The organism is Luteimonas huabeiensis HB2 (assembly GCF_000559025.1).
GTDB classification, from domain to species: domain Bacteria; phylum Pseudomonadota; class Gammaproteobacteria; order Xanthomonadales; family Xanthomonadaceae; genus Luteimonas; species Luteimonas huabeiensis.
Genome location: NZ_JAAN01000015.1, coordinates 35,746 through 54,422, shown reverse-complemented (window position 1 = coordinate 54,422; position 18,677 = coordinate 35,746). Strand labels below are relative to the sequence as shown.

At 71.7% G+C, this 18,677-nt stretch carries 16 protein-coding genes and 1 tRNA gene; 4 read left to right on the top strand and 13 right to left on the bottom strand.

Features of this window, described 5'->3' with window-relative positions:
* Positions 1 to 2: 2 nt before the first annotated feature.
* From Z164_RS0106370 to murJ, 8 genes are all read right to left on the bottom strand, one after another.
* Entirely contained in the window at positions 3 to 311 is a 309-nt protein-coding gene (locus Z164_RS0106370) for a hypothetical protein (RefSeq protein WP_024889890.1), read from the bottom strand.
* A gap of 252 nt (positions 312 to 563) precedes the next feature.
* On the bottom strand, positions 564 to 1,307 hold the full coding sequence (locus Z164_RS0106365; RefSeq protein WP_024889889.1) for a 2OG-Fe(II) oxygenase: 744 nt from the start codon (positions 1,305 to 1,307) through the stop codon (positions 564 to 566).
* Between the two features lie 62 nt (positions 1,308 to 1,369).
* A tRNA-Thr gene (locus tag Z164_RS0106360) sits at positions 1,370 to 1,445 on the bottom strand.
* A 74-nt stretch (positions 1,446 to 1,519) separates the two neighbouring features.
* Positions 1,520 to 2,470, bottom strand: a complete 951-nt coding sequence (gene ispH / locus Z164_RS0106355; RefSeq protein WP_024889888.1) for a 4-hydroxy-3-methylbut-2-enyl diphosphate reductase — start codon at positions 2,468 to 2,470, stop codon at positions 1,520 to 1,522.
* A 365-nt stretch (positions 2,471 to 2,835) separates the two neighbouring features.
* A complete protein-coding gene (lspA, locus tag Z164_RS0106350) occupies positions 2,836 to 3,333 on the bottom strand; it encodes a signal peptidase II (RefSeq protein WP_152540877.1) in 498 nt (165 codons plus the stop codon).
* Between the two features lie 102 nt (positions 3,334 to 3,435).
* Complete coding sequence (ileS, locus tag Z164_RS0106345) at positions 3,436 to 6,222, bottom strand: isoleucine--tRNA ligase (RefSeq protein WP_024889886.1); 2,787 nt, start codon at positions 6,220 to 6,222, stop codon at positions 3,436 to 3,438.
* Positions 6,223 to 6,292: 70 nt separating this feature from the next.
* Complete coding sequence (locus tag Z164_RS0106340) at positions 6,293 to 7,276, bottom strand: bifunctional riboflavin kinase/FAD synthetase (protein WP_024889885.1); 984 nt, start codon at positions 7,274 to 7,276, stop codon at positions 6,293 to 6,295.
* A gap of 53 nt (positions 7,277 to 7,329) precedes the next feature.
* Positions 7,330 to 8,874, bottom strand: coding sequence for a murein biosynthesis integral membrane protein MurJ (gene murJ / locus Z164_RS0106335; RefSeq protein WP_043689502.1), 1,545 nt, complete (start codon positions 8,872 to 8,874; stop codon positions 7,330 to 7,332).
* A 225-nt stretch (positions 8,875 to 9,099) separates the two neighbouring features.
* Here murJ and rpsT point away from each other — a divergent pair, with 225 nt between their 5' ends.
* Both rpsT and Z164_RS0106325 read left to right on the top strand, forming a co-directional pair.
* On the top strand, positions 9,100 to 9,372 hold the full coding sequence (rpsT, locus tag Z164_RS0106330; RefSeq protein ID WP_024889883.1) for a 30S ribosomal protein S20: 273 nt from the start codon (positions 9,100 to 9,102) through the stop codon (positions 9,370 to 9,372).
* A 694-nt stretch (positions 9,373 to 10,066) separates the two neighbouring features.
* Positions 10,067 to 11,191 (top strand): hypothetical protein, encoded by a 1,125-nt coding sequence (locus Z164_RS0106325; RefSeq protein WP_024889882.1) that lies wholly within the window; start codon positions 10,067 to 10,069, stop codon positions 11,189 to 11,191.
* A gap of 254 nt (positions 11,192 to 11,445) precedes the next feature.
* Here Z164_RS0106325 and cgtA read toward each other — a convergent pair whose 3' ends face one another.
* The 4 genes from cgtA to rplU all read right to left on the bottom strand — a co-directional run bounded on the left by cgtA (position 11,446) and on the right by rplU (position 13,992).
* Positions 11,446 to 12,492, bottom strand: a complete 1,047-nt coding sequence (cgtA, locus tag Z164_RS0106320; RefSeq protein ID WP_024889881.1) for an Obg family GTPase CgtA — start codon at positions 12,490 to 12,492, stop codon at positions 11,446 to 11,448.
* Positions 12,479 to 13,306 (bottom strand): hypothetical protein, encoded by an 828-nt coding sequence (locus Z164_RS0106315; protein ID WP_152540871.1) that lies wholly within the window; start codon positions 13,304 to 13,306, stop codon positions 12,479 to 12,481. Before Z164_RS0106315 ends, cgtA begins: the two co-directional genes overlap by 14 nt.
* 86 nt (positions 13,307 to 13,392) lie before the next feature.
* Complete coding sequence (gene rpmA / locus Z164_RS0106310) at positions 13,393 to 13,656, bottom strand: 50S ribosomal protein L27 (RefSeq protein ID WP_024889879.1); 264 nt, start codon at positions 13,654 to 13,656, stop codon at positions 13,393 to 13,395.
* A 12-nt stretch (positions 13,657 to 13,668) separates the two neighbouring features.
* Positions 13,669 to 13,992: a 50S ribosomal protein L21 gene (rplU, locus tag Z164_RS0106305; RefSeq protein WP_024889878.1), complete on the bottom strand. Its 324-nt coding sequence runs from the start codon at positions 13,990 to 13,992 to the stop codon at positions 13,669 to 13,671.
* 331 nt (positions 13,993 to 14,323) lie between these two features.
* On the opposite strand from rplU, the gene uvrA reads away from it, so the two are divergent.
* Positions 14,324 to 17,302, top strand: coding sequence for an excinuclease ABC subunit UvrA (gene uvrA, locus Z164_RS0106300; RefSeq protein ID WP_024889877.1), 2,979 nt, complete (start codon positions 14,324 to 14,326; stop codon positions 17,300 to 17,302).
* 13 nt (positions 17,303 to 17,315) lie between these two features.
* Positions 17,316 to 17,723: an acyl-CoA thioesterase gene (locus Z164_RS0106295; protein WP_024889876.1), complete on the top strand. Its 408-nt coding sequence runs from the start codon at positions 17,316 to 17,318 to the stop codon at positions 17,721 to 17,723.
* Between the two features lie 40 nt (positions 17,724 to 17,763).
* Here Z164_RS0106295 and Z164_RS0106290 read toward each other — a convergent pair whose 3' ends face one another.
* Positions 17,764 to 18,672 (bottom strand): DUF4097 family beta strand repeat-containing protein, encoded by a 909-nt coding sequence (locus Z164_RS0106290; protein WP_024889875.1) that lies wholly within the window; start codon positions 18,670 to 18,672, stop codon positions 17,764 to 17,766.
* Between the last annotated feature and the right edge of the window lie 5 nt (positions 18,673 to 18,677).

Below are 18,677 nucleotides of genomic sequence, written 5' to 3'. Positions count from 1 at the left end.
GCTCAGGCCGCGGCGGCCAGCGCGCCGACCGCGCCCAGCGCCAGCGGGCGCGGCGGCGGCGCCAGCGCGCGCGGCAGCAGCAGCGCCATGAAATCCTCCTCGGAGAGGATGCTGTAGCCGCAGGCGTCGAGGTCGTTGCGCACCTCCCGCCAGCCGGGCAGCACGCCGGCCTCGCCGATCTGCTGGGTCCAGCCGTGCACCACGCCGCCCAGGGCCTCCATCGCGTCGGCGGGCAACGGGGCGCCGGCCGGGGCCACCACGTAGCCGTCGACGTTGCGGGTGACGAAGATGTCGATCGAGCTCGGATCCATGACGAAAGCGGTCGGGTCGGGACGCGCACTGTGCCCGGCATACCGCGTAGAAACGGTGAAGCGCGCATGGCCGCGCGATGACGGCGGCCGCAGCGCCTAGGGAACTTCTGAACAAAGTTCAGAAGTTCCGCAAACCAGGAGGGTTTGCCCGCAGTCGATCGCGTAAGCGATCGATCTGCGTGAGCCAGTCCGGACGTGCGCCGGACTGGCGGCGTCTGAACAAGTCCATGGATGGACTTGTTCAGACCTTCCCTAGGGATCCGCCGCGGCCCGCAGCCAGCCGGTGATGGACAGCCGCGGCGCCTCCACGAACGGCGCCACCGCGCTCACCAGGTGCGGGCACGGCACCCGGAACAGGGACAGCGTGTTGAAGCGCGGCACCACCACCTCCTCGACCCCGCCGTCGGCGCCCAGGAACTGCAGCTGGCCGCCGTAGTCCGGCGCCCAGTCCGGGGTCAGGCCGAGCACGTAGGCCACGCGCCGCCGCTTGGCCGGCTCGGCGTCGTCGTGCAGGGTCAGGAAGTGGCCCTTGCGGTAGCGCGTGGCCTGGCCGTCACCGAAGGCGATGTCCTCGCAGCCGCTGATCCGCCGCGCGAGCGCCAGCAGCGGCCCCTCGCGCAGCAGCGCGCGGAACCGGTCCAGCACCGGCGGCCCCGGTTCCGGCCGGAAGCCGACGTCGTAGAGCGGGTAGCGTTCGTAGAGGTACTGGAAGCCCTGCCGGGCTTCGGCGGCGATCAGCGCGTCCAGCTCGGTGCGATCCTGCGGCGGGATGCGCGCCATCGCCGCGGCATCGAAGTCGCGGTGCCGGCCCTGCACCCGGGTCACCAGCGCCCAGCGCGGCCAGCCCGCCAGGCAGGCGTGCAGCTCGGCGGCGAACACCGGCGCCAGCAGGTCGGGCACCACCACCCGGCCCCGGGCGGCGAAGCGCGCGCGCAACGCCTCCAGGTCCGGCCTCGGGGCCAGCGGAGCGGAGGGAAGGTCGTCGGAGGCGCCCATGCGCCGGAGTGTGCACGCATCGCGGCGGCCTTGTCGCGCGCCGGCGGACGGATGGAGCGGAATGGTGCCGGAAATAGGATTCGAACCTACGACCTACGCATTACGAATGCGCCGCTCTACCAACTGAGCTATTCCGGCACTGCAGCCGCGCGGTGCGTGGCGCCCGACGCTTGCGCCGGGGCATGCGATTCTAGGTTTCGGCCGCGACGGGGTCAATCGACCAGGCGCACGCGCAGCTCCTTGGGCAGGGCGAACACCATGCTCTCGGGTTCGCCTTCCAGTTCGCCCACGCTGCGCGCGCCCAGTTCCCGCAGCCGCGTGAGCACGCCCTCGACCAGCACGTCCGGGGCCGAGGCGCCGGCGGTGACGCCGATGCGGTTGCGGCCGGCGACCCAGGCGGGGTCGATCTCGTCGGCGCCGTCGATCAGGTAGGCCTCGACGCCGTCGCGCTCGGCCAGCTCGCGCAGGCGGTTGGAGTTGGAGCTGTTGGGCGAGCCCACCACCAGCACCAGGTCGCACTGCCGCGCCAGGTCGCGCACGGCGTCCTGGCGGTTCTGGGTGGCGTAGCAGATGTCGTCGTTCTTCGGGCCCTGGATGGCGGGGAACTTCGCCCGCAGCGCGGCGATGACGCTGCGGGTGTCGTCCACCGACAGCGTGGTCTGGGTGGTGTAGGCGAGATTGCCGGGCTGCGAGACCTCGAGCGCGGCGACATCGTCCTCGTCCTCGACCAGGTAGATGGATCCCGCCCCGGCCTCCTTGCGCCACTGGCCCATGGTGCCTTCGACCTCGGGGTGGCCGGCGTGGCCGATCAGCACCACATCGCGCCCGGCGCGGCAGTGGCGGGCGACCTCGAAGTGCACCTTGGTGACCAGCGGACAGGTCGCGTCGAACACCTTCAGCCCGCGGCGCTCGGCCTCGGCGCGCACCGCCTGCGAGACCCCGTGGGCGCTGAAGATCACCGTCTGGCCGTCCGGCACCTCGTCGAGTTCCTCGACGAAGATCGCCCCGCGCGCGCGCAGGTCCTCGACCACGTAGCGGTTGTGGACCACCTCGTGGCGGACGTAGATCGGCGCGCCCAGCGTCTCGATCGCGCGCTTGACGATCTCGATCGCGCGGTCGACGCCGGCGCAGAAGCCGCGGGGATTGGCGAGAATGATCTCCATGAACCCCGAATTCTAACGGAGCCGCGCCCCTCCAGCCTGAAGCGCGAGGCGGGTGCCGGCGCCGGCCCGGCACGATCGCCCCTCTCCCGCCTGCGGGAGAGGGGTTGGGGTGAGGGAGACGAGCGGCAGCGCTCGAGAAAGCGGCCCTCATCCGCCCCTTCGGGGCACCTTCTCCCGCAACGCGGGAGAAGGGATCGGGCCACGGCATGCCTGGGACACCTTCTCCCGCAAGCGGGAGAAGGAAACGGGCCACGACATGCTTGGGGGCACCTTCTCCCGCAACGCGGGAGAAGGGAACGGGCCACGGCATGCCCGGGGTCGGCCAGCGCTGGCCAGGGCCCCTGCGCGGCGCCGAGCCGGCGGCCCTACCCCTTCTTCTTTTGGCCCGGGAACAGCCCGAACACCGCGATGCCGATCGCGCCGCCGACGATGGCGCTGTCGGCGAGGTTGAAGGCCGGCCAGTAGTAGTCGCGCCAGTGCCACTGGATGAAGTCCACCACGTGGCCGTGGATCTGGCGGTCGATCACGTTGCCGAGCGCGCCGCCCACCACCAGCGCGAACGGCAGCGCGGTCTTCCAGTCGCCGCGCGGCGTGCGCGAGAGCCAGAACGCCAGCAGGCCGCTGATGCCGAACGCGAGCACGGTGAAGAACCACTTCTGCCAGCCGCCGGCATCGGCGAGGAAGCTGAACGCCGCGCCGGTGTTGTAGGTGCGGTACCAGTTCCAGAACCCGTCGATCACCGGGATCGCGGTGTACTCGGGCAGGTGGGTGAGCACCCACCACTTGGTGAGCTGGTCCAGGCCGATCACCAGGGCGGACAGCAGCAGCCAGATCAGGGCGTTGGGCTTGGGGCGCGTCATCAGTCGTGGATCCGTGGTGGGGCCGCCGGCGCGGGCGACGGCGGAAAGCGCAGGGGGCCTATTCTCGACCATCGGCCGGCCGCGCGCGCGCCGGCCGAAGCGGCATCAGAACCAGCGCCGGTCCTCGCCGTCGCCCTCGATGTTGTCCACGCAGCGCCCGCACAGCCCGGGATGCGCCGGGTGCGCGCCCACGTCGGCGCGGTGCTGCCAGCAGCGCACGCACTTGGCCTTGTCGGTCCGCCGCGCGACCACGCGCAGGCCGTCGGCCTGCTCGTCGGCGTCGACCACGCTCACGTCGCCGCTGATGAAGAAGAAGCGCAGCTCGTCGACGAACGGCTCGGCGCGGATCTGGTCGGCCACGCCGGCGCGCAACTCGATCTCGGCCTCCAGCGCGGCGCCGATCTCGCCGCTGGCGCGCATCGGCTCCAGCACCTTGGCGACCTGCTCGCGCAGCGCGAGCAGGCGCTCGAAGTTGGCTTCCGAAAGCAAGGCGTCGGCCGGCAGCGGCGCCAAGCCCTCGTACCAGGTGGCGAACAGCACGTTGTCCGCGCGCTCGCCCGGCAGATGGCTCCACAGCTCGTCGGCGGTGAAGCTCAGCACCGGCGCGATCCAGCGCACGAAACCTTCGGCGATGCGGTACATCGCGCTCTGCGCCGAGCGCCGGCCGCGCGAGTCCTCGGGCATCGTGTACAGGCGGTCCTTGGTCACGTCCAGGTACAGCGAGCCCAGGTCCACCGAGCAGAAGTTCAGCAGCGCCTGCACGATCTCGGCGAAGTCGTAGCGCTCGTAGGCGGCCTTGATCTGCTCCTGCACCTGCCAGGCGCGGTGCACGATCCAGCGGTCCAGCGCGACCATGTCGTCCAGATCGCGCAGGTGCGCGGCCGGGTCGAAGCCGTGCAGGTTGCCGAGCAGGAAGCGCGCGGTGTTGCGGATGCGCCGGTAGGCATCGGCGTTGCGCTTGAGGATCTCCTGCGACAGCGACATCTCGTTGCTGTAGTCGGCGCTGGCGATCCACAGGCGCAGGATGTCCGCGCCCAGGGTCTTCATGATGTCCTGCGGCTCGATGCCGTTGCCCAGCGACTTGGACATCTTGCGGCCGTGCTCGTCCACGGTGAATCCGTGGGTCAGGCACTGCCGGTACGGCGCGGCACCGTCGATCGCCACCCCGGTCAGCAGCGAGGACTGGAACCAGCCGCGGTGCTGGTCGCTGCCCTCCAGGTACAGGTCGGCCGGCTTGGGCAGGCCGCGGTCGGGCAGCACCGCCTCGTGGGTGACGCCGGAATCGAACCAGACGTCGAGGATGTCGGCGACCTTGTCGTAGTGCGCGGCCTCATCGCCGAGCAGTTCGACCGGGTCCAGCGCGTACCAGGCATCCACCCCGCCCTGCTCCACCCGGTCGGCGACCTGGCGCATCAGCTCGACGCTGCGCGGGTGCGGCTCGCCGGTCTCGCGATGCACGAACAGCGCGATCGGCACGCCCCAGGTGCGCTGGCGCGAGATCGTCCAGTCCGGGCGGCCGGCGATCATGCCGGCAATGCGCGCCTGTCCCCATTCGGGATACCACTTCACGTCCTCGATCGCGCGCAGCGCGTCCGCGCGCAGGCCGGCCTGCTCCATCGAGATGAACCACTGCGGCGTGGCGCGGAACGCGATCGGGGTCTTGTGGCGCCAGCAGTGCGGGTAGCTGTGTTCCATCCGGCCGGCGGCCAGCAGGCTGCCGTTGCCGCGCAGGGCCTCGACGATGGCGTCGTTGGCCTTCCAGATGTGCATGCCGGCCAGCGCGGCGTCGCCGATGGGCGGCGTCGAGGGCAGGTACACGCCGCGCCCGTCCACCGGGTTGATCTGCGCGGCCGAATAGCGCTCGAGCAGGCCGTAGCGGCGCGAGACCTGGTAGTCCTCCTGGCCGTGGCCGGGCGCGGTGTGGACCGCGCCGGTGCCGTCGTCGTCGGAGACGTGCTCGCCCAGCACCAGCGGGATGTCGCGCTCGGCATAGGCCGGGTGCGCCAGCAGCAGGCCTTCCAGCGCCGCGCCCCTGGCGTGGCCGTGCACGACCGCCGCCTCCACGCCGTAGCGCTGAAGAGCCTTTTCCGCCAGCGCCGAGGCCAGCACCAGCCAGCGCCGCCGGCCGTCGCGCGGCGGCCCTTCGACCAGCGCGTAGTCCAGTTCCGCGCCCAGCGACACCGCCAGCGAGGCGGGGATCGTCCACGGCGTGGTGGTCCAGATCGGCACCGCGACCTCGACGCCCTCGGGCAGCACGGCCCCGAACCGGGCCGCCAGCGCCGCGCCGTCGCGCGCGGCGTAGGCGATGTCCACCGCCGGCGAGACCTTGTCCTGGTACTCGATCTCGGCCTCGGCCAGCGCCGAGCCGCAGTCGAAGCACCAGTGCACCGGCTTGACGCCTCGGGTCAGGTGGCCGTTCTCCACCACGCGCGCCAGCGCGCGGATCTCGTTGGCCTCGAAGCGGAAGTCCAGCGTCCTGTAGGGGTTCTCCCAGTCGCCGACCACGCCCAGGCGCTTGAATCCCTGCCGCTGCAGCTCGATCTGCTCGGTGGCGTACTCGCGGCACTTCTGCCGGAACTGGGTCGCGTCGAGCTTGGTCCCGACCTTGCCGTACTTCTTCTCGATGGCGATCTCGATCGGCAGGCCGTGGCAGTCCCAGCCCGGGACGTAGGGCGCGTCGAAGCCGGCCAGGTGCTTGGACTTGACGATGATGTCCTTGAGCACCTTGTTGACCGCGTGCCCCAGGTGCATCGCGCCGTTGGCGTAGGGCGGGCCGTCGTGCAGCACGAACAGCGGGCGGCCGCGGGCGTGCTCGCGCAGCCGTGCGTACAGGCCCTCGCGCTCCCAGCGATCCAGGATCCCCGGCTCGCGCTTGGGCAAATCGCCGCGCATCGGGAAATCCGTGGCGGGCAGGTGGATGGTGGATTTGTAGCGGTTGGAGTCTGCGCTCACGCGGGGAGGCCTATCGTCGTGCGGTATGCGTGGAATGGCCCGCATCGTCCAGCGCGGGTTCGGGGTGCAGCGCCAGCATGCGGCGCGCCTGCTCGGCGTCGCGGTCCATCTGCGCCACCAGCGCCGGCAGGTCGGCGAACTTCTCCTCGTCGCGCAGGCGGGCGACGAATTCGACCTCGATGCGACGGCCGTACAGGTCGCCGGCGAAATCGAACAGGTGCGCCTCCAGCAGCGGCTCGACGCCGTCCACGGTCGGCCGGGTGCCGAAGCTCGACACCGACGGCCACGGGGCGTCGCCGACGCCGTGCACGCGGGTGGCGTAGATGCCGCGCAGCGCCGGCACCTTGCCGCCGAAGCGCAGGTTGGCGGTGGGATAGCCCAGGGTGCGGCCGAGCTGCCGCCCGCGCACCACCCGCCCGGAGATCGCGTAGGGGCGGCCCAGCAGGCGCGCGGCGTGGGCGAAATCGCCCGCCGCCAACGCCGCCCGGATCGCCGTGCTCGACACCCGCTCGCCCTGGTGCAGCAGCGGATCGATCTCGCCGGCGCCAAAGCCCAGTTCGGCGCCCATGCGCTGCAGCAGGCCGAGATCGCCGCCGCGGCGGTGGCCGAAGCGGAAGCCCGGCCCCACCCACACCTCGCGCGCGCGCAGCCGGCGCACCAGCACCTGGCGCACGAAGTCGGCCGCGTCCATCGCCGCCATGGCCGCGTCGAAGCGCAGCAGGCCGATGGTGCGCGCGCCCACCGCGCGCAGGCCCTCGACCTTGGCCCGCGGCAGCATCAGCCGCGGCGGCGGGTCGCCGGCGCCGAAGAACTCGCGCGGCAGCGGCTCGAAGCTCAGCGCCACCGGCTCGGCGTCGAAGTCCTTCGCGCGCGCGGCCGCATGCCGCACCAGCGCGCGGTGGCCCAGGTGCAGGCCATCGAACGCGCCGATGCAGACCACGCTGCCGCCCGGACAGACCGGGCCGCCGCCGACGTCGCGGAAGAGCCTGCTCATAGAAGCCCGGCAGTATAGAGCGTGCGGCCGGCCTGCCGGGATCGCACGCGCGTTCAGTGCCGCAGGTGCCGCGGCCGCAGCCCCAGCGCGGCCAGCGCCAGCGCGTAGCTCGCCGCGCCCGCGCCGATCGCCGCGGCCAGCCAGCCGACCCGCGCCGCCGGCCCCGCGATCGCCGTCCACTCGCCGATCCAGCCGCGCGCGCCCAGCACCACCGCGGCCATCGCCGCGCAGGCCGCCGCCAGGCGCAGCGCGAAGCGCAGCCAGCCCGCCTGCGGCCGGTACAGGCCGCTGCGCCGCAGCGCCCGCCACAGCAGCCAGGCGTTGACGATGCCGGCCAGCGCCGTGGCCAGGGCGATACCACCGTGCGCCCCCGGCACGCCGCGCAGCCACAGCGGCGTGGTGATCGCCACCGTCAGCGCGACGTTGGCGGCCACCGTCCAGATCGCCGCGCGCATCGGCGTGCGGGTGTCCTGGCGGGCGTAGAACGCCGGTGCCAGCACCTTGCTCAGCATGAAGGCGGGCACCCCGAGGCTCATCGCGCCCAGGCTGATCGCCGCCATGCGGGTGTCGAGCGCGGTGAACTCGCCGTAGTTGTAGATGGTGGCGGTGATCGGCTCGGCCAGCAGCAGCAGGCCCAGGCCCGCCGGCGCGCCCGCCAGCAGCGCCATGCGCAGGCCCCAGTCCAGCGAGGCGTTGTAGCCCGCGGCATCCTCCGCCGCGTGCCGGCGCGACAGGTGCGGCAGGATCACCGTGCCCAGCGCCACCCCGAACAGCCCCAGCGGGAACTCGATCAGGCGGTCGGAGTAGTACAGCCAGTCCACGCTGCCGGCCGCCAGCACCGAGGCGAAGGCGGTGCCGACGATCAGGTTCACCTGCGCCACCGAGGAGGAGAACAGGGTCGGCAGCATCAGCCGCCCGACCTTGCGCACCTCCGGGTGGCGGAAACCGGGCCGCAGCCGCGGCCGCAGCCCCAGCCGGCCCAGCGCCGGCCACAGCAACGCCAGTTGCAGGAAGCCCGCCGCCAGCACGCCCCAGGCCAGGCCGACCGGCGGCACCGCGAAGCGCGGCGCCAGCCAGAGCATGGCGGCGATCATGGTCAGGTTGTGCAGCACCGGGGTGAAGGCCGGCAGCCCGAAGCGGCCGGTACTGTTCAGGATCGACGCCGCCAGCGACATCATCGACACGAACAGCAGGTAGGGGAAGGTGATCCGCAGCATCTGCGCGGCCTGCCCCAGCAGCTCCGGCTGGTCGGCCCAGCCCGGCGCGAACAGCCGCGCGATCCACGGCGCGGCGAGCATGCCGGCCGCGCAGACCACCAGCACCACCGCGCACAGCGCGCCGGCCATGTGGTCGATGAAGTCCTTCAGCGCCGCGCGGTCGCCGCGCTCCTTGATCTCGTTGAGCACCGGCACGAAGGCCATCGCCATGGAGCCTTCCGCGAACACCCGGCGCAGGAAGTTCGGTACCCGGTAGGCCACGATGAAGGCGCTCATCGCCCCGCCGGTACCGAACAGGGTCGCCTGCAGCATGTCGCGGGCGAAGCCGGCCACCCGCGACAGCAGGGTCATGCCGCTGAAGACCGCGGTGGAGCGCAGCAGGCCGCGGCGGCGGTCCGGCGGCCCGGCGTCGCCGGGGGCCGCGGTGCCCGGGTCGGGAGCGCTCACCGATCGCCCCGGCGCCGGCGCGCCTGAACCGGCGCATCCACACGATTGACCCGCAACCCGCGACCCCGCATAATTTCCTGCTCGCTTTGTCAAGACTCCCGGAACTGTCCGGGTGCCGACACCCCAGTTTCCGTCCCCAATAGTTTCCAGGATTTCGCCGTGGCCAACATCAAGTCCGCCAAGAAGCGCGCCAAGCAGACCGTGGTGCGCAACCAGCGCAACAGCAGCCAGCGCTCCATGCTGCGCACCTACGTCAAGAAGGTGATCAAGGCGCTCGACGCCAACGACGCCGCCGCCGCGCAGGAGGCGTTCAACGCCGCGCAGCCGATCCTCGATCGCTTCAGCGCCCGCGGCCTGATCCACAAGAACAAGGCCGCCCGCCACAAGAGCCGCCTGACCGCCCGCATCAAGGCGCTGAAGGCCGCCGCCTGAGGCAGCCTCGCTAGCGCCAGCGTCGCCGAAGAACCCGGCTCCGGCCGGGTTTTTCGTTTCCCGGGCGCCCGCCCCCACCGACACCGCGCGACGACGCGGCGAATGCGCGGCCACGCCGCGCGTCGTCGGTCCCGACGCACGGATCGTGCCGTCGCCCTTGCGCTGCCCCTCCCGACCGGCCGCCAGCCCGGCGCAAGCCTCAGCCCCCGATCCTCGCCGCGGAATGCGTCCGGCGTCGGCGCCGCGTCGCCGCTGTCGGCGGCCCAGCACGCCCGCTCGGCGCTCACGCGGATCATCCCGTAGGCCGCGGCTTCGGACGACAGCGGCGCCCCGGTCGATCGGAGGCGTTCCCGCGGCGAAAAAGTCGCGCAGTCGCCCGCGCAGAGTCCCGATGCGTCTTCGACGTCGGTTGCGATGGCGCTATAGCGATCGTCATAATCCTTTTCGATCGCCCAGGCCCACGAGGTTCGTCTCGACGGTGCCGCGAACGCGCTGCGAAGTCCCGCGCCAGCGAACAGCCATCCTCGCGCGTGTTCGCGTTTCTCGGCCCTGTCGTCCGCCCTCAACCCGGCCTGCCCGTGAAGCCAGCAGCGGCGGGCATCCCCTTCCTGGCCGGCGAGAGCCGGAGAGGACGGCGACGCACGCCAGCACGCCCGAATGGCGCCCAGACCCGAACAGCATGCGAGAGACGGCAATGGAACCATCCGAACAGCCCCGGCCTGCGGCGCAGCAATGGACGCTCGCCGATTTCCTCAGCACCCGCAGGTACTGGTCGTTCTTCTTCGCGACCTTGTTCGCCGTATCGGCGGTTCAGGGGTGGAACGCGCTCATGCCCCACCTGCTCATCGCGGCCGACGCCGAGCGCAGGTCGATCTACGGCTACTTGAGCATGTTCTCCTCCGGGGGATTGCTCGGACTCGCTCTCGCCTTCCTGGTCGTGGCGCGCGGCGGAAAGGCGTCGCTGGCTGCGGTGCTGGCGGCGGGTGCCCTCGTCGCGGCGCCGGCGGCGCTGAACCCACAGAGTCTGCTCGCGCCGTGGTATCCGAGCCTGCTGGGCGCCACGCTCGGCGCCGTGAACGTCGTGTTCCCCATTGCGGGCGCCTTCTTTCTTTCCACCGGCCGCGCGAACAGGGTCGATTTCGCCGGCGCGCTCATCCTGTTGATCGCGGCGGCGATGGTCGCCTCCATCGTACCGGTCGCCGTCGCGACCGAACTGGCGCGGGCGTCGGCCGCCAGCTTGGCCGCCGGCGGCTCGGTAGCGGCACTGATCGCCGCTGCCGTGGTGCTGCTGGCCTGCCAGCGGCTGACTTTCGACGACGCGCCCCCGCCCCATCACAGGCCGCTGCCGCCACGACGTCGATCGCCGTGGCTGGTCCTGATGACGACGGGCGCGCCGCTGATCGTGGCGGCGGGACTACTGACCTATGCGTTGGCGCGGACGCTGTCGTTTTTCGGGCCTTCGCGCATCTCCGATACGCTCGCTCATCCGATGGCGCTCCTGGCGCTCGTCCTCCTCATCGCATGGGCGGCCGGCATCGCCTACTGGCTCTACCGCATCCACGGCGAAGTCGCCGCGGCGAATGCATCGCCCCGACTGCTCACGCCATCGGCGGCCCTGTGGATCGGGATGTTCGTACCGCTGGGCCTGGTGGTAGTGCTGATGACGCTGGGGGACTTCCTGAACGAGCGGACCGCCTCCCCTGGCCGGCGTCGGGCCATTCCCACGCCGGTACTGGCATTGTGCGTGATCCTGGTGCCGCCCGTGGCCATGGCGCTGATCCAGCACGCCGCCAACAAGACGTATCCGCACGCCAAGTAGGCGAAGGCGGCTATCTCATCAGCCGCATCCGCCCGGCGCGGTGTCGGCGACCGGCCGCGACCGGGGCAGGTCGCCGTGAACAGCGCGTCGTCCGCACGCAACGGGAACGCCGACGCGTCCGCGCGAGCCAACAGCAGGCCCGCGCACACGCCGCGGCCACGGCTGTCCCATCGCATCGCAAGGCTCCCGATCGCGCGAAGGCGCGTTCCTGCCGCGGGCGCGCGCATCCCGCAAACCAGGCGCGCGCCGGCCCCTCATTCGCCGCGCGCGGCGGCCTCCTCGGCGTCCAGCCGCGCCTGCTCGTCGAGCGCGGCCTGCACGCGCCGCATCACCTCGCGGGTGCCTTCGTGGGCCAGGCCCGAGATCAGGAACCACGGCGCCCGCCAGTCCAGCGCATCGACGATGCGGCGCGCTTCGGCCTGCGCGTCCTCGGCCTGCATCAGGTCGGCCTTGTTGACCAGCAGCCAGCGCGGCTTGTCGAGCAGCCCGGCGTCGAACTTCGCCAGTTCGCGCTCGATCGCCCGCACCTGGTCGACCGGATCGCTGCCGTCCAGCGGCTGGATCTCCACCAGGTGCAGCAACAGCCGGGTGCGCTGGATGTGGCGCAGGAACAGCGCGCCCAGGCCGGCGCCGTCGGCCGCGCCCTCGATCAGGCCCGGGATGTCGGCCACCACGAAACTGCGGTGCGGCTCGGTGCTGACCACGCCCAGGTTCGGGTACAGCGTGGTGAACGGGTAGTCCGCCACCTTCGGCGTGGCCGCGGACACGGCGCGGATCAGCGTGCTCTTGCCGGCGTTCGGGAAGCCCAGCAGGCCCACGTCGGCCAGCAGCTTCAGCTCCAGCCGCAGCAGGCGCTCTTCGCCGTCCTCGCCCGGCGTGGCCTTGCGCGGCGCGCGGTTGACCGAGCTCTTGAAGTGCATGTTGCCCAGGCCGCCGCGGCCACCGCGCGCCACCAGCAGGCGCTGGCCGTGGGCGGTGAGATCGCCGATCACTTCGTCGGTCGCCACGTTGGTCACCACGGTCCCGACCGGCACCATGATGGTCAGGTCCTCGCCCCCCTTGCCGTACATCTGCCGGCCCATGCCGTTCTCGCCGCGCTGCGCGCGGAAGCGCGTCTCGTGGCGGAAATCGACCAGGGTATTGAGGTTCTCGTCGGCCTGCAGCCAGACGCTGCCGCCGTCGCCGCCGTCGCCGCCGTCGGGCCCGCCCAGGGGGATGAACTTCTCGCGCCGGAACCCGACGCAGCCGTTGCCGCCCTTGCCGGCGGCCACGGTGATTTCGACTTCGTCAACGAGCTTCATCGTCGTAGCGGTATCCGTAGAGTGTGAGGTCCGCGCGCGCCGGCGCCGCGTCTTCGCCCGCGCCCTGCGGCCGGAACACCCGCAGCATGCGCAGCGGCTGGCCGCGCTCGTCGGTGCCGAAGTAGCGAATCGATACGTCGTACCAGGTTCCGTCGCGCAGTTGCCGCGCGCGGACGGCAAGGCCGTGCGCATCGCGCGAGACGATCGCGAACTCGTCGTCTTCGACGTCGGCGCCCTCGCGATACGTCCGGCTGCTCCACCCCAGCAGGCGCCCGTCGGCACCCAGGCGTTCGGTCCGCACGACGCGCTCCGGCGGCTGCCCCGGACGCCGGGTATTGAGTTCCATTTCCCGCGATCGCGGATCGGGATGGTGGATCGTCCCGCCCCCGAGCGACAACAGGGCCCCGCCGCTGCCCTCCGGCGGCGTCAACGCAAGATCGATGGCGCTCGGCGCGGCGGCGCCGGTGCGCGAACGCCGCATCCACAGCGTCCAGCCCTCGTCCTGGTCCCAGTTCAGCGCGGTGGCCTTGATCCAGCCGTCGCGATCGAACCGGATCAGGCTGCGCAGGTACTCGATGCCGGTTTCGATGCGGACCGGCGGTGGCGGCGGCGACCAGTCCGCCGGATCGGCGAGCATCGCCTCCATCGCGGCCGAGGGCGCATCGAACTCGAAAGAGTGCGCCTCCAGCTCCAGCGTCGTCTCCGGCAGCGACATCGCCGCCCGGTCGTCGAAGCGCGGCGCCGCGACGGCGACGCACGCCGCCAGCAAGACCAGCAGGCCCATCAGCGCTCGCACCTTCCCGGTTCTCGTCATCTCGCTCTCCGCTGCGCGCCGCGCGGAAACGAAAAGCCCCGCGGACCGCGGGGCTCTCCGGAACCGATCGTCGCGGCGACCCCGGCTCAGGCCTGGGCGGCCACCACGCTCACGGTGCGGCGCTTCTTCGGGCCCTTGGTGGCGAACTCCACCGTGCCGTCGACCAGCGCGAACAGCGTGTGGTCGCGGCCCAGCCCGACGCCCGGGCCCGGGTGGAACTGGGTGCCGCGCTGGCGGACGATGATGTTGCCGGCCTCGATGGCCTGGCCGCCGAAGATCTTGACGCCGAGGTACTTCGGGTTGGAGTCGCGGCCGTTGCGCGAGGAACCGACGCCCTTCTTGTGTGCCATGACTGCTGCTCCTTACTTCTGGTCGCCGGAACCGTTGATCCCGGTGATCTCGATTTCGGTGTAGTGCTGCCGGTGCCCCTGGCGCTTCATGTGGTGCTTGCGGCGGCGGAACTTGATGATGCGGACCTTGTCGGCGCGGCCGTGGGCCTTGACGGTGGCGGCGACGGTGGCACCCTTGAGCGCGTCGCCGAGCTTCACGCCCTCGCCGTCGCCCAGCAGGAGCACGTTGTCGAACGTGATCTCCTGACCGGCCTCGGCTTCGAGCTTCTCGACGCGCAGGGTCTCGCCCGCCATCACGCGGTACTGCTTGCCGCCGGTGACGATGACTGCGTACATGACCAATGCTTCCTTTGGTAGTTATTGTGGTCGCTGCCCGGCACCAGGGCTGGACAGAAGCGGAATTGTAGTGCTTTCAGGAATTTAGGGTCAAGCCGCCGGGAATCCCGTCTCATCGGCTGAGACGGCCCCGCGGCACCATGCCCGGCGCGCGCGGAACCGGGGCACCGACCCCGCGCATGCCCGCCCATGGCCCGGCCCGCCCTGGCGAAACCGGGGTTTGCCCCCATGTCGGCGGCTCGGTAGGCTGCCCGATTGGCCTCCGGCTCCGGCCGTTCCCCTCCCCACCTCCCCGGCCAGGCCAGCCGGGACGACCCGGATCCACGACCCGATGGCGATGGACTACATCCGCATTCGCGGTGCCCGTACCCACAACCTGAAGAACATCGACCTCGACCTGCCGCGCGACAAGCTGATCGTGATCACCGGCCTGTCCGGCTCGGGCAAGTCCTCGCTCGCCTTCGACACCATCTACGCCGAGGGCCAGCGCCGCTACGTCGAGTCGCTGTCGGCCTACGCGCGGCAGTTCCTCAGCGTGATGGAGAAGCCGGACATCGACCACATCGAGGGCCTGTCGCCGGCGATCTCGATCGAGCAGAAATCCACCTCGCACAACCCGCGCTCGACCGTGGGCACGATCACCGAGATCTACGACTACCTGCGCCTGCTGTACGCGCGGGTGGGCATCCCGCGCTGCCCCGACCACGGCTACCCGCTGGAGGCGCAGACGGTGAGCCAGATGGTGGACCACGTCCTGACCCTCGACCCGGAACAGCGCTGGATGCTGCTGGCGCCGGTGGTGCGCGACCGCAAGGGCGAGCACGCGCAGGTGTTCGAGCAGCTGCGCGCGCAGGGCTACGTGCGCGTGCGCGTGGACGGCGAGGTGTACGAGATCGACGCCGTACCGACGCTCGCGCTGCGGCAGAAGCACACCATCGAGGCGGTGATCGACCGCTTCCGCGTGCGCGAGGACCTCAAGCAGCGGCTGGCGGAATCGTTCGAGACCGCGCTCAAGCTGGGCGACGGCATGGTCGCGGTGCGTTCGCTGGATGCGCCCGACGCCGAGCCGATCCTGTTCTCCTCGCGCTACAGCTGCCCGGTCTGCGACTACTCGCTGCCGGAGCTGGAGCCGCGCCTGTTCTCGTTCAACGCCCCGCTCGGCGCCTGCCCGACCTGCGACGGCCTGGGCGTGAGCGAATTCTTCGACCCCGCGCGGGTGGTGGTGCACCCGGAGCTGTCGCTGGCCGCCGGCGCGGTGCGCGGCTGGGACCGCCGCAATCACTACTACTTCCAGCTCATCGCCTCGCTGGCGCGCCACTACCGCTTCGACGTGGACACGCCCTGGCAGGATCTCTCCGAACGCGCGCGCCAGGCGGTGCTGTTCGGCAGCGGCGACGAGACCATCGCCTTCACCTACTACACCGAATCGGGCAAGCGCAGCCAGCGCCGGCACCGTTTCGAGGGCATCGTGCCGAACCTGGAGCGGCGCTACCGCGAGACCGAGTCGGCCGCGGTGCGCGAGGAGCTGGCCAAGTACGTCAGCGAGCGCCCGTGCCCGGCCTGCGGCGGCGCGCGGCTCAACCGCGCCGCGCGCAACGTGTTCGTCGCCGACCGCCCGCTGCCGGAGATCGTGGTGCTGCCCATCGGCGAGGCGCTGGCCTTCTTCGGCGAGCTGCGCCTGCCCGGCTGGCGCGGCGAGATCGCCGCCAAGATCGTCAAGGAGATCCGCGAGCGGCTGAGCTTCCTGGTCGACGTCGGCCTCGACTACCTCACCCTCGAGCGCAAGGCCGACAGCCTGTCCGGCGGCGAGGCCCAGCGCATCCGCCTGGCCAGCCAGATCGGCGCCGGCCTGGTCGGCGTCATGTACGTGCTCGACGAGCCCTCCATCGGCCTGCACCAGCGCGACAACGAACGCCTGCTGGAAACGCTGACGCGGCTGCGCGACCTGGGCAACACGGTGATCGTGGTCGAGCACGACGAGGACGCGATCCGCCTGGCCGACCACATCGTCGACATCGGCCCGGGCGCCGGCGTTCATGGCGGCGAGGTGGTGGCCAAGGGCAGCTTCGAGGACGTGCTGCGCGCGCCGCGCTCGCTGACCGGCCAGTACCTGTCCGGCCGCAAGCGGATCGAGATCCCGGCGCAGCGCCGCAAGCCCAACGCCAAGCTGCAGCTGCGGCTGGAAGGCGCGGCCGGCAACAACCTGCAGGACGTCGACCTGACCATCCCGTCCGGCCTGTTCACCGCGATCACCGGCGTCTCCGGCTCCGGCAAGTCCACCCTGATCAACGACACCCTGTACGCGCTGGCCGCCAACGAGATCAACGGCGCCTCGCACTCCCCGGCGCCCTACCGCGACATCCAGGGCCTGGACCTGTTCGACAAGGTCGTGGACATCGACCAGTCGCCGATCGGCCGCACGCCGCGCTCCAACCCGGCCACCTACACCGGACTGTTCACGCCGTTGCGCGAACTGTTCGCGCAGGTGCCGGAAGCGCGCGCGCGCGGCTACTCGCCGGGGCGCTTCAGCTTCAACGTCCGCGGCGGCCGCTGCGAGGCCTGCCAGGGCGACGGCCTGCTGAAGGTGGAGATGCACTTCCTGCCCGATGTCTACGTGCCCTGCGACGTCTGCGGCGGCAAGCGCTACAACCGCGAGACGCTCGACATCCTCTACAAGGGCCACAGCATCCACGACGTGCTGGAGATGACCGTGGAGGACGCGCTGGAGCTGTTCCAGCCGGTGCCCGCGATCGCCCGCAAGCTGGAAACGCTGCTCGACGTGGGCCTGGGCTACATCAAGCTCGGGCAGAGCGCGACCACCCTGTCCGGCGGCGAGGCGCAGCGCGTCAAGCTGTCCAAGGAACTGTCGCGCCGCGACACCGGGCGCACCCTGTACATCCTCGACGAGCCGACCACCGGCCTGCACTTCCACGACATCGAGCACCTGCTGGCGGTGCTGCACAAGCTGCGCGACGACGGCAACACGGTGGTGGTGATCGAGCACAACCTCGACGTCATCAAGACCGCCGACTGGGTGATCGATCTCGGCCCCGAGGGCGGCCACCGCGGCGGGCGGATCATCGCCGAGGGCACCCCGGAACAGGTGGCGGCGATGCCGCAGTCCTATACCGGCCAGTTCCTCGCGCGGATGCTGACCCCGGAGCCGGCGGCGGCCACGGAGACCGCGGCCCGGGCCGAGGCCGCGCCGCCCGCGAAGGCGACGAAGACGGCCAAGGCCGCGAAGAAGACGCCGGCCCGCAAGGCCTCCACCACCACCGGCGCGCCGCGCAAGCGCGGCCGCGACGCATGACCCAGGAGTTCCGATGAGCGACGCCCCTGCCCCGCTGTACCGCCTGCCGATCGAGCTGCGCTGGCGCGACCTCGACGCGTTCAACCACGTCAACAACGCCAACTTCATGACCTACCTGGAGGAGGCGCGGATCCGCTGGTTCGATTCGCTCGGCGAGGAATGGGTCACCGAACGCACCGCGCCGCTGCTGGCCGCGGTGCAGATGAACTACCGGCTGCCGATCCCCTACCCGGCCAGCATCGAGGTCGAGCTCGGCTGCGGGCGGCTGGGCACCACCAGCGTGACGCTCTCGCACCGCATCGTCGGCGCCGGCGGCAGCCCGCTGTACGCCGACGGCCACGTCGTCATGGTCTGGATCGACCGCGCCAGCGGCCGCCCCACGCCGCTGCCCGACGCGGTCCGGCGCGCCGCCGGCGGCTGACGCGCACCACGCGCTCGCGCACCGGGCGCCGCCGGCCGGCTCAGTCGGCCAGCGCCACCCGCACGCTGCCCGAGTGCGATTCGATCGACACGTCGCCATCGCCGCCGCCGAGCCGGGTGCGCAGGCTGCGCCCCGGCCCGTGCCGCGGCCGCTCCACCTCGCCGGCGGCGGAATCGATCCTGCCGCTGAAGGTCTCGATGCGCAGGCGCGCGGAAACATCGGCAGGCAGCCGCAGGCCGACGCGCCCGCTCACGCTCTCCATCGCGATGCGCCCGCCCGGCGCCAGCCCGGCGACGCGCGCGTCGAGGCCGCCCGATACCGACTCGGCGCTCAACCGCTCCACCCGGCCCAGCTCCAGCGACAGGTCGCCCGATACCGTCTTCGCCTGTACCTCGCCGCCGACGCCGCCGGCCGCGATCGCATCGCCGCTCACCGTCTCCACGTCGAGGCGGGCGGTGGCCAGGCGCGAACGGATGTCGCCGCTCACCGTCCCTAGCGCGGCCTCGCCGACGCGCCCCTCGGCGTGCAGAAGACCGCTGACGGTCTTGGCCCGCAGGCTGCGCAGGTCGATCCCGCCGATCTCCAGATCGGCGCTGACGGTGGAGGCCTCCAGCTCGGCGCCCTTCGGCACCCGGATCTCCAGGTCCGCGCCCGACGACGCGCGGCCCTGCGGATAGTCCACCTGTATGCGCACGCGGTTGCGGCTGGCATCCACGTTCAGGCGCTGTCCGCTGCCCAGCGTGCCGGCGACGGTCACCTCGTCGCGGTCCCAGCCGCGCACGCGGACGCTGCCGGCGATGTTCTCCACCTCCACGCGACCGCCCGCGGCCAGCGGCCGGCGCTCGTCGATACGGGTCTGCGCCTGCAGCGCCGAAGCGCACAGCAGGCCGAAGGTCAGCAGCACGGCGGCGGCCAGCCGGCGATGGAACGAGTTCGGACAGGTCTTCATGGCGG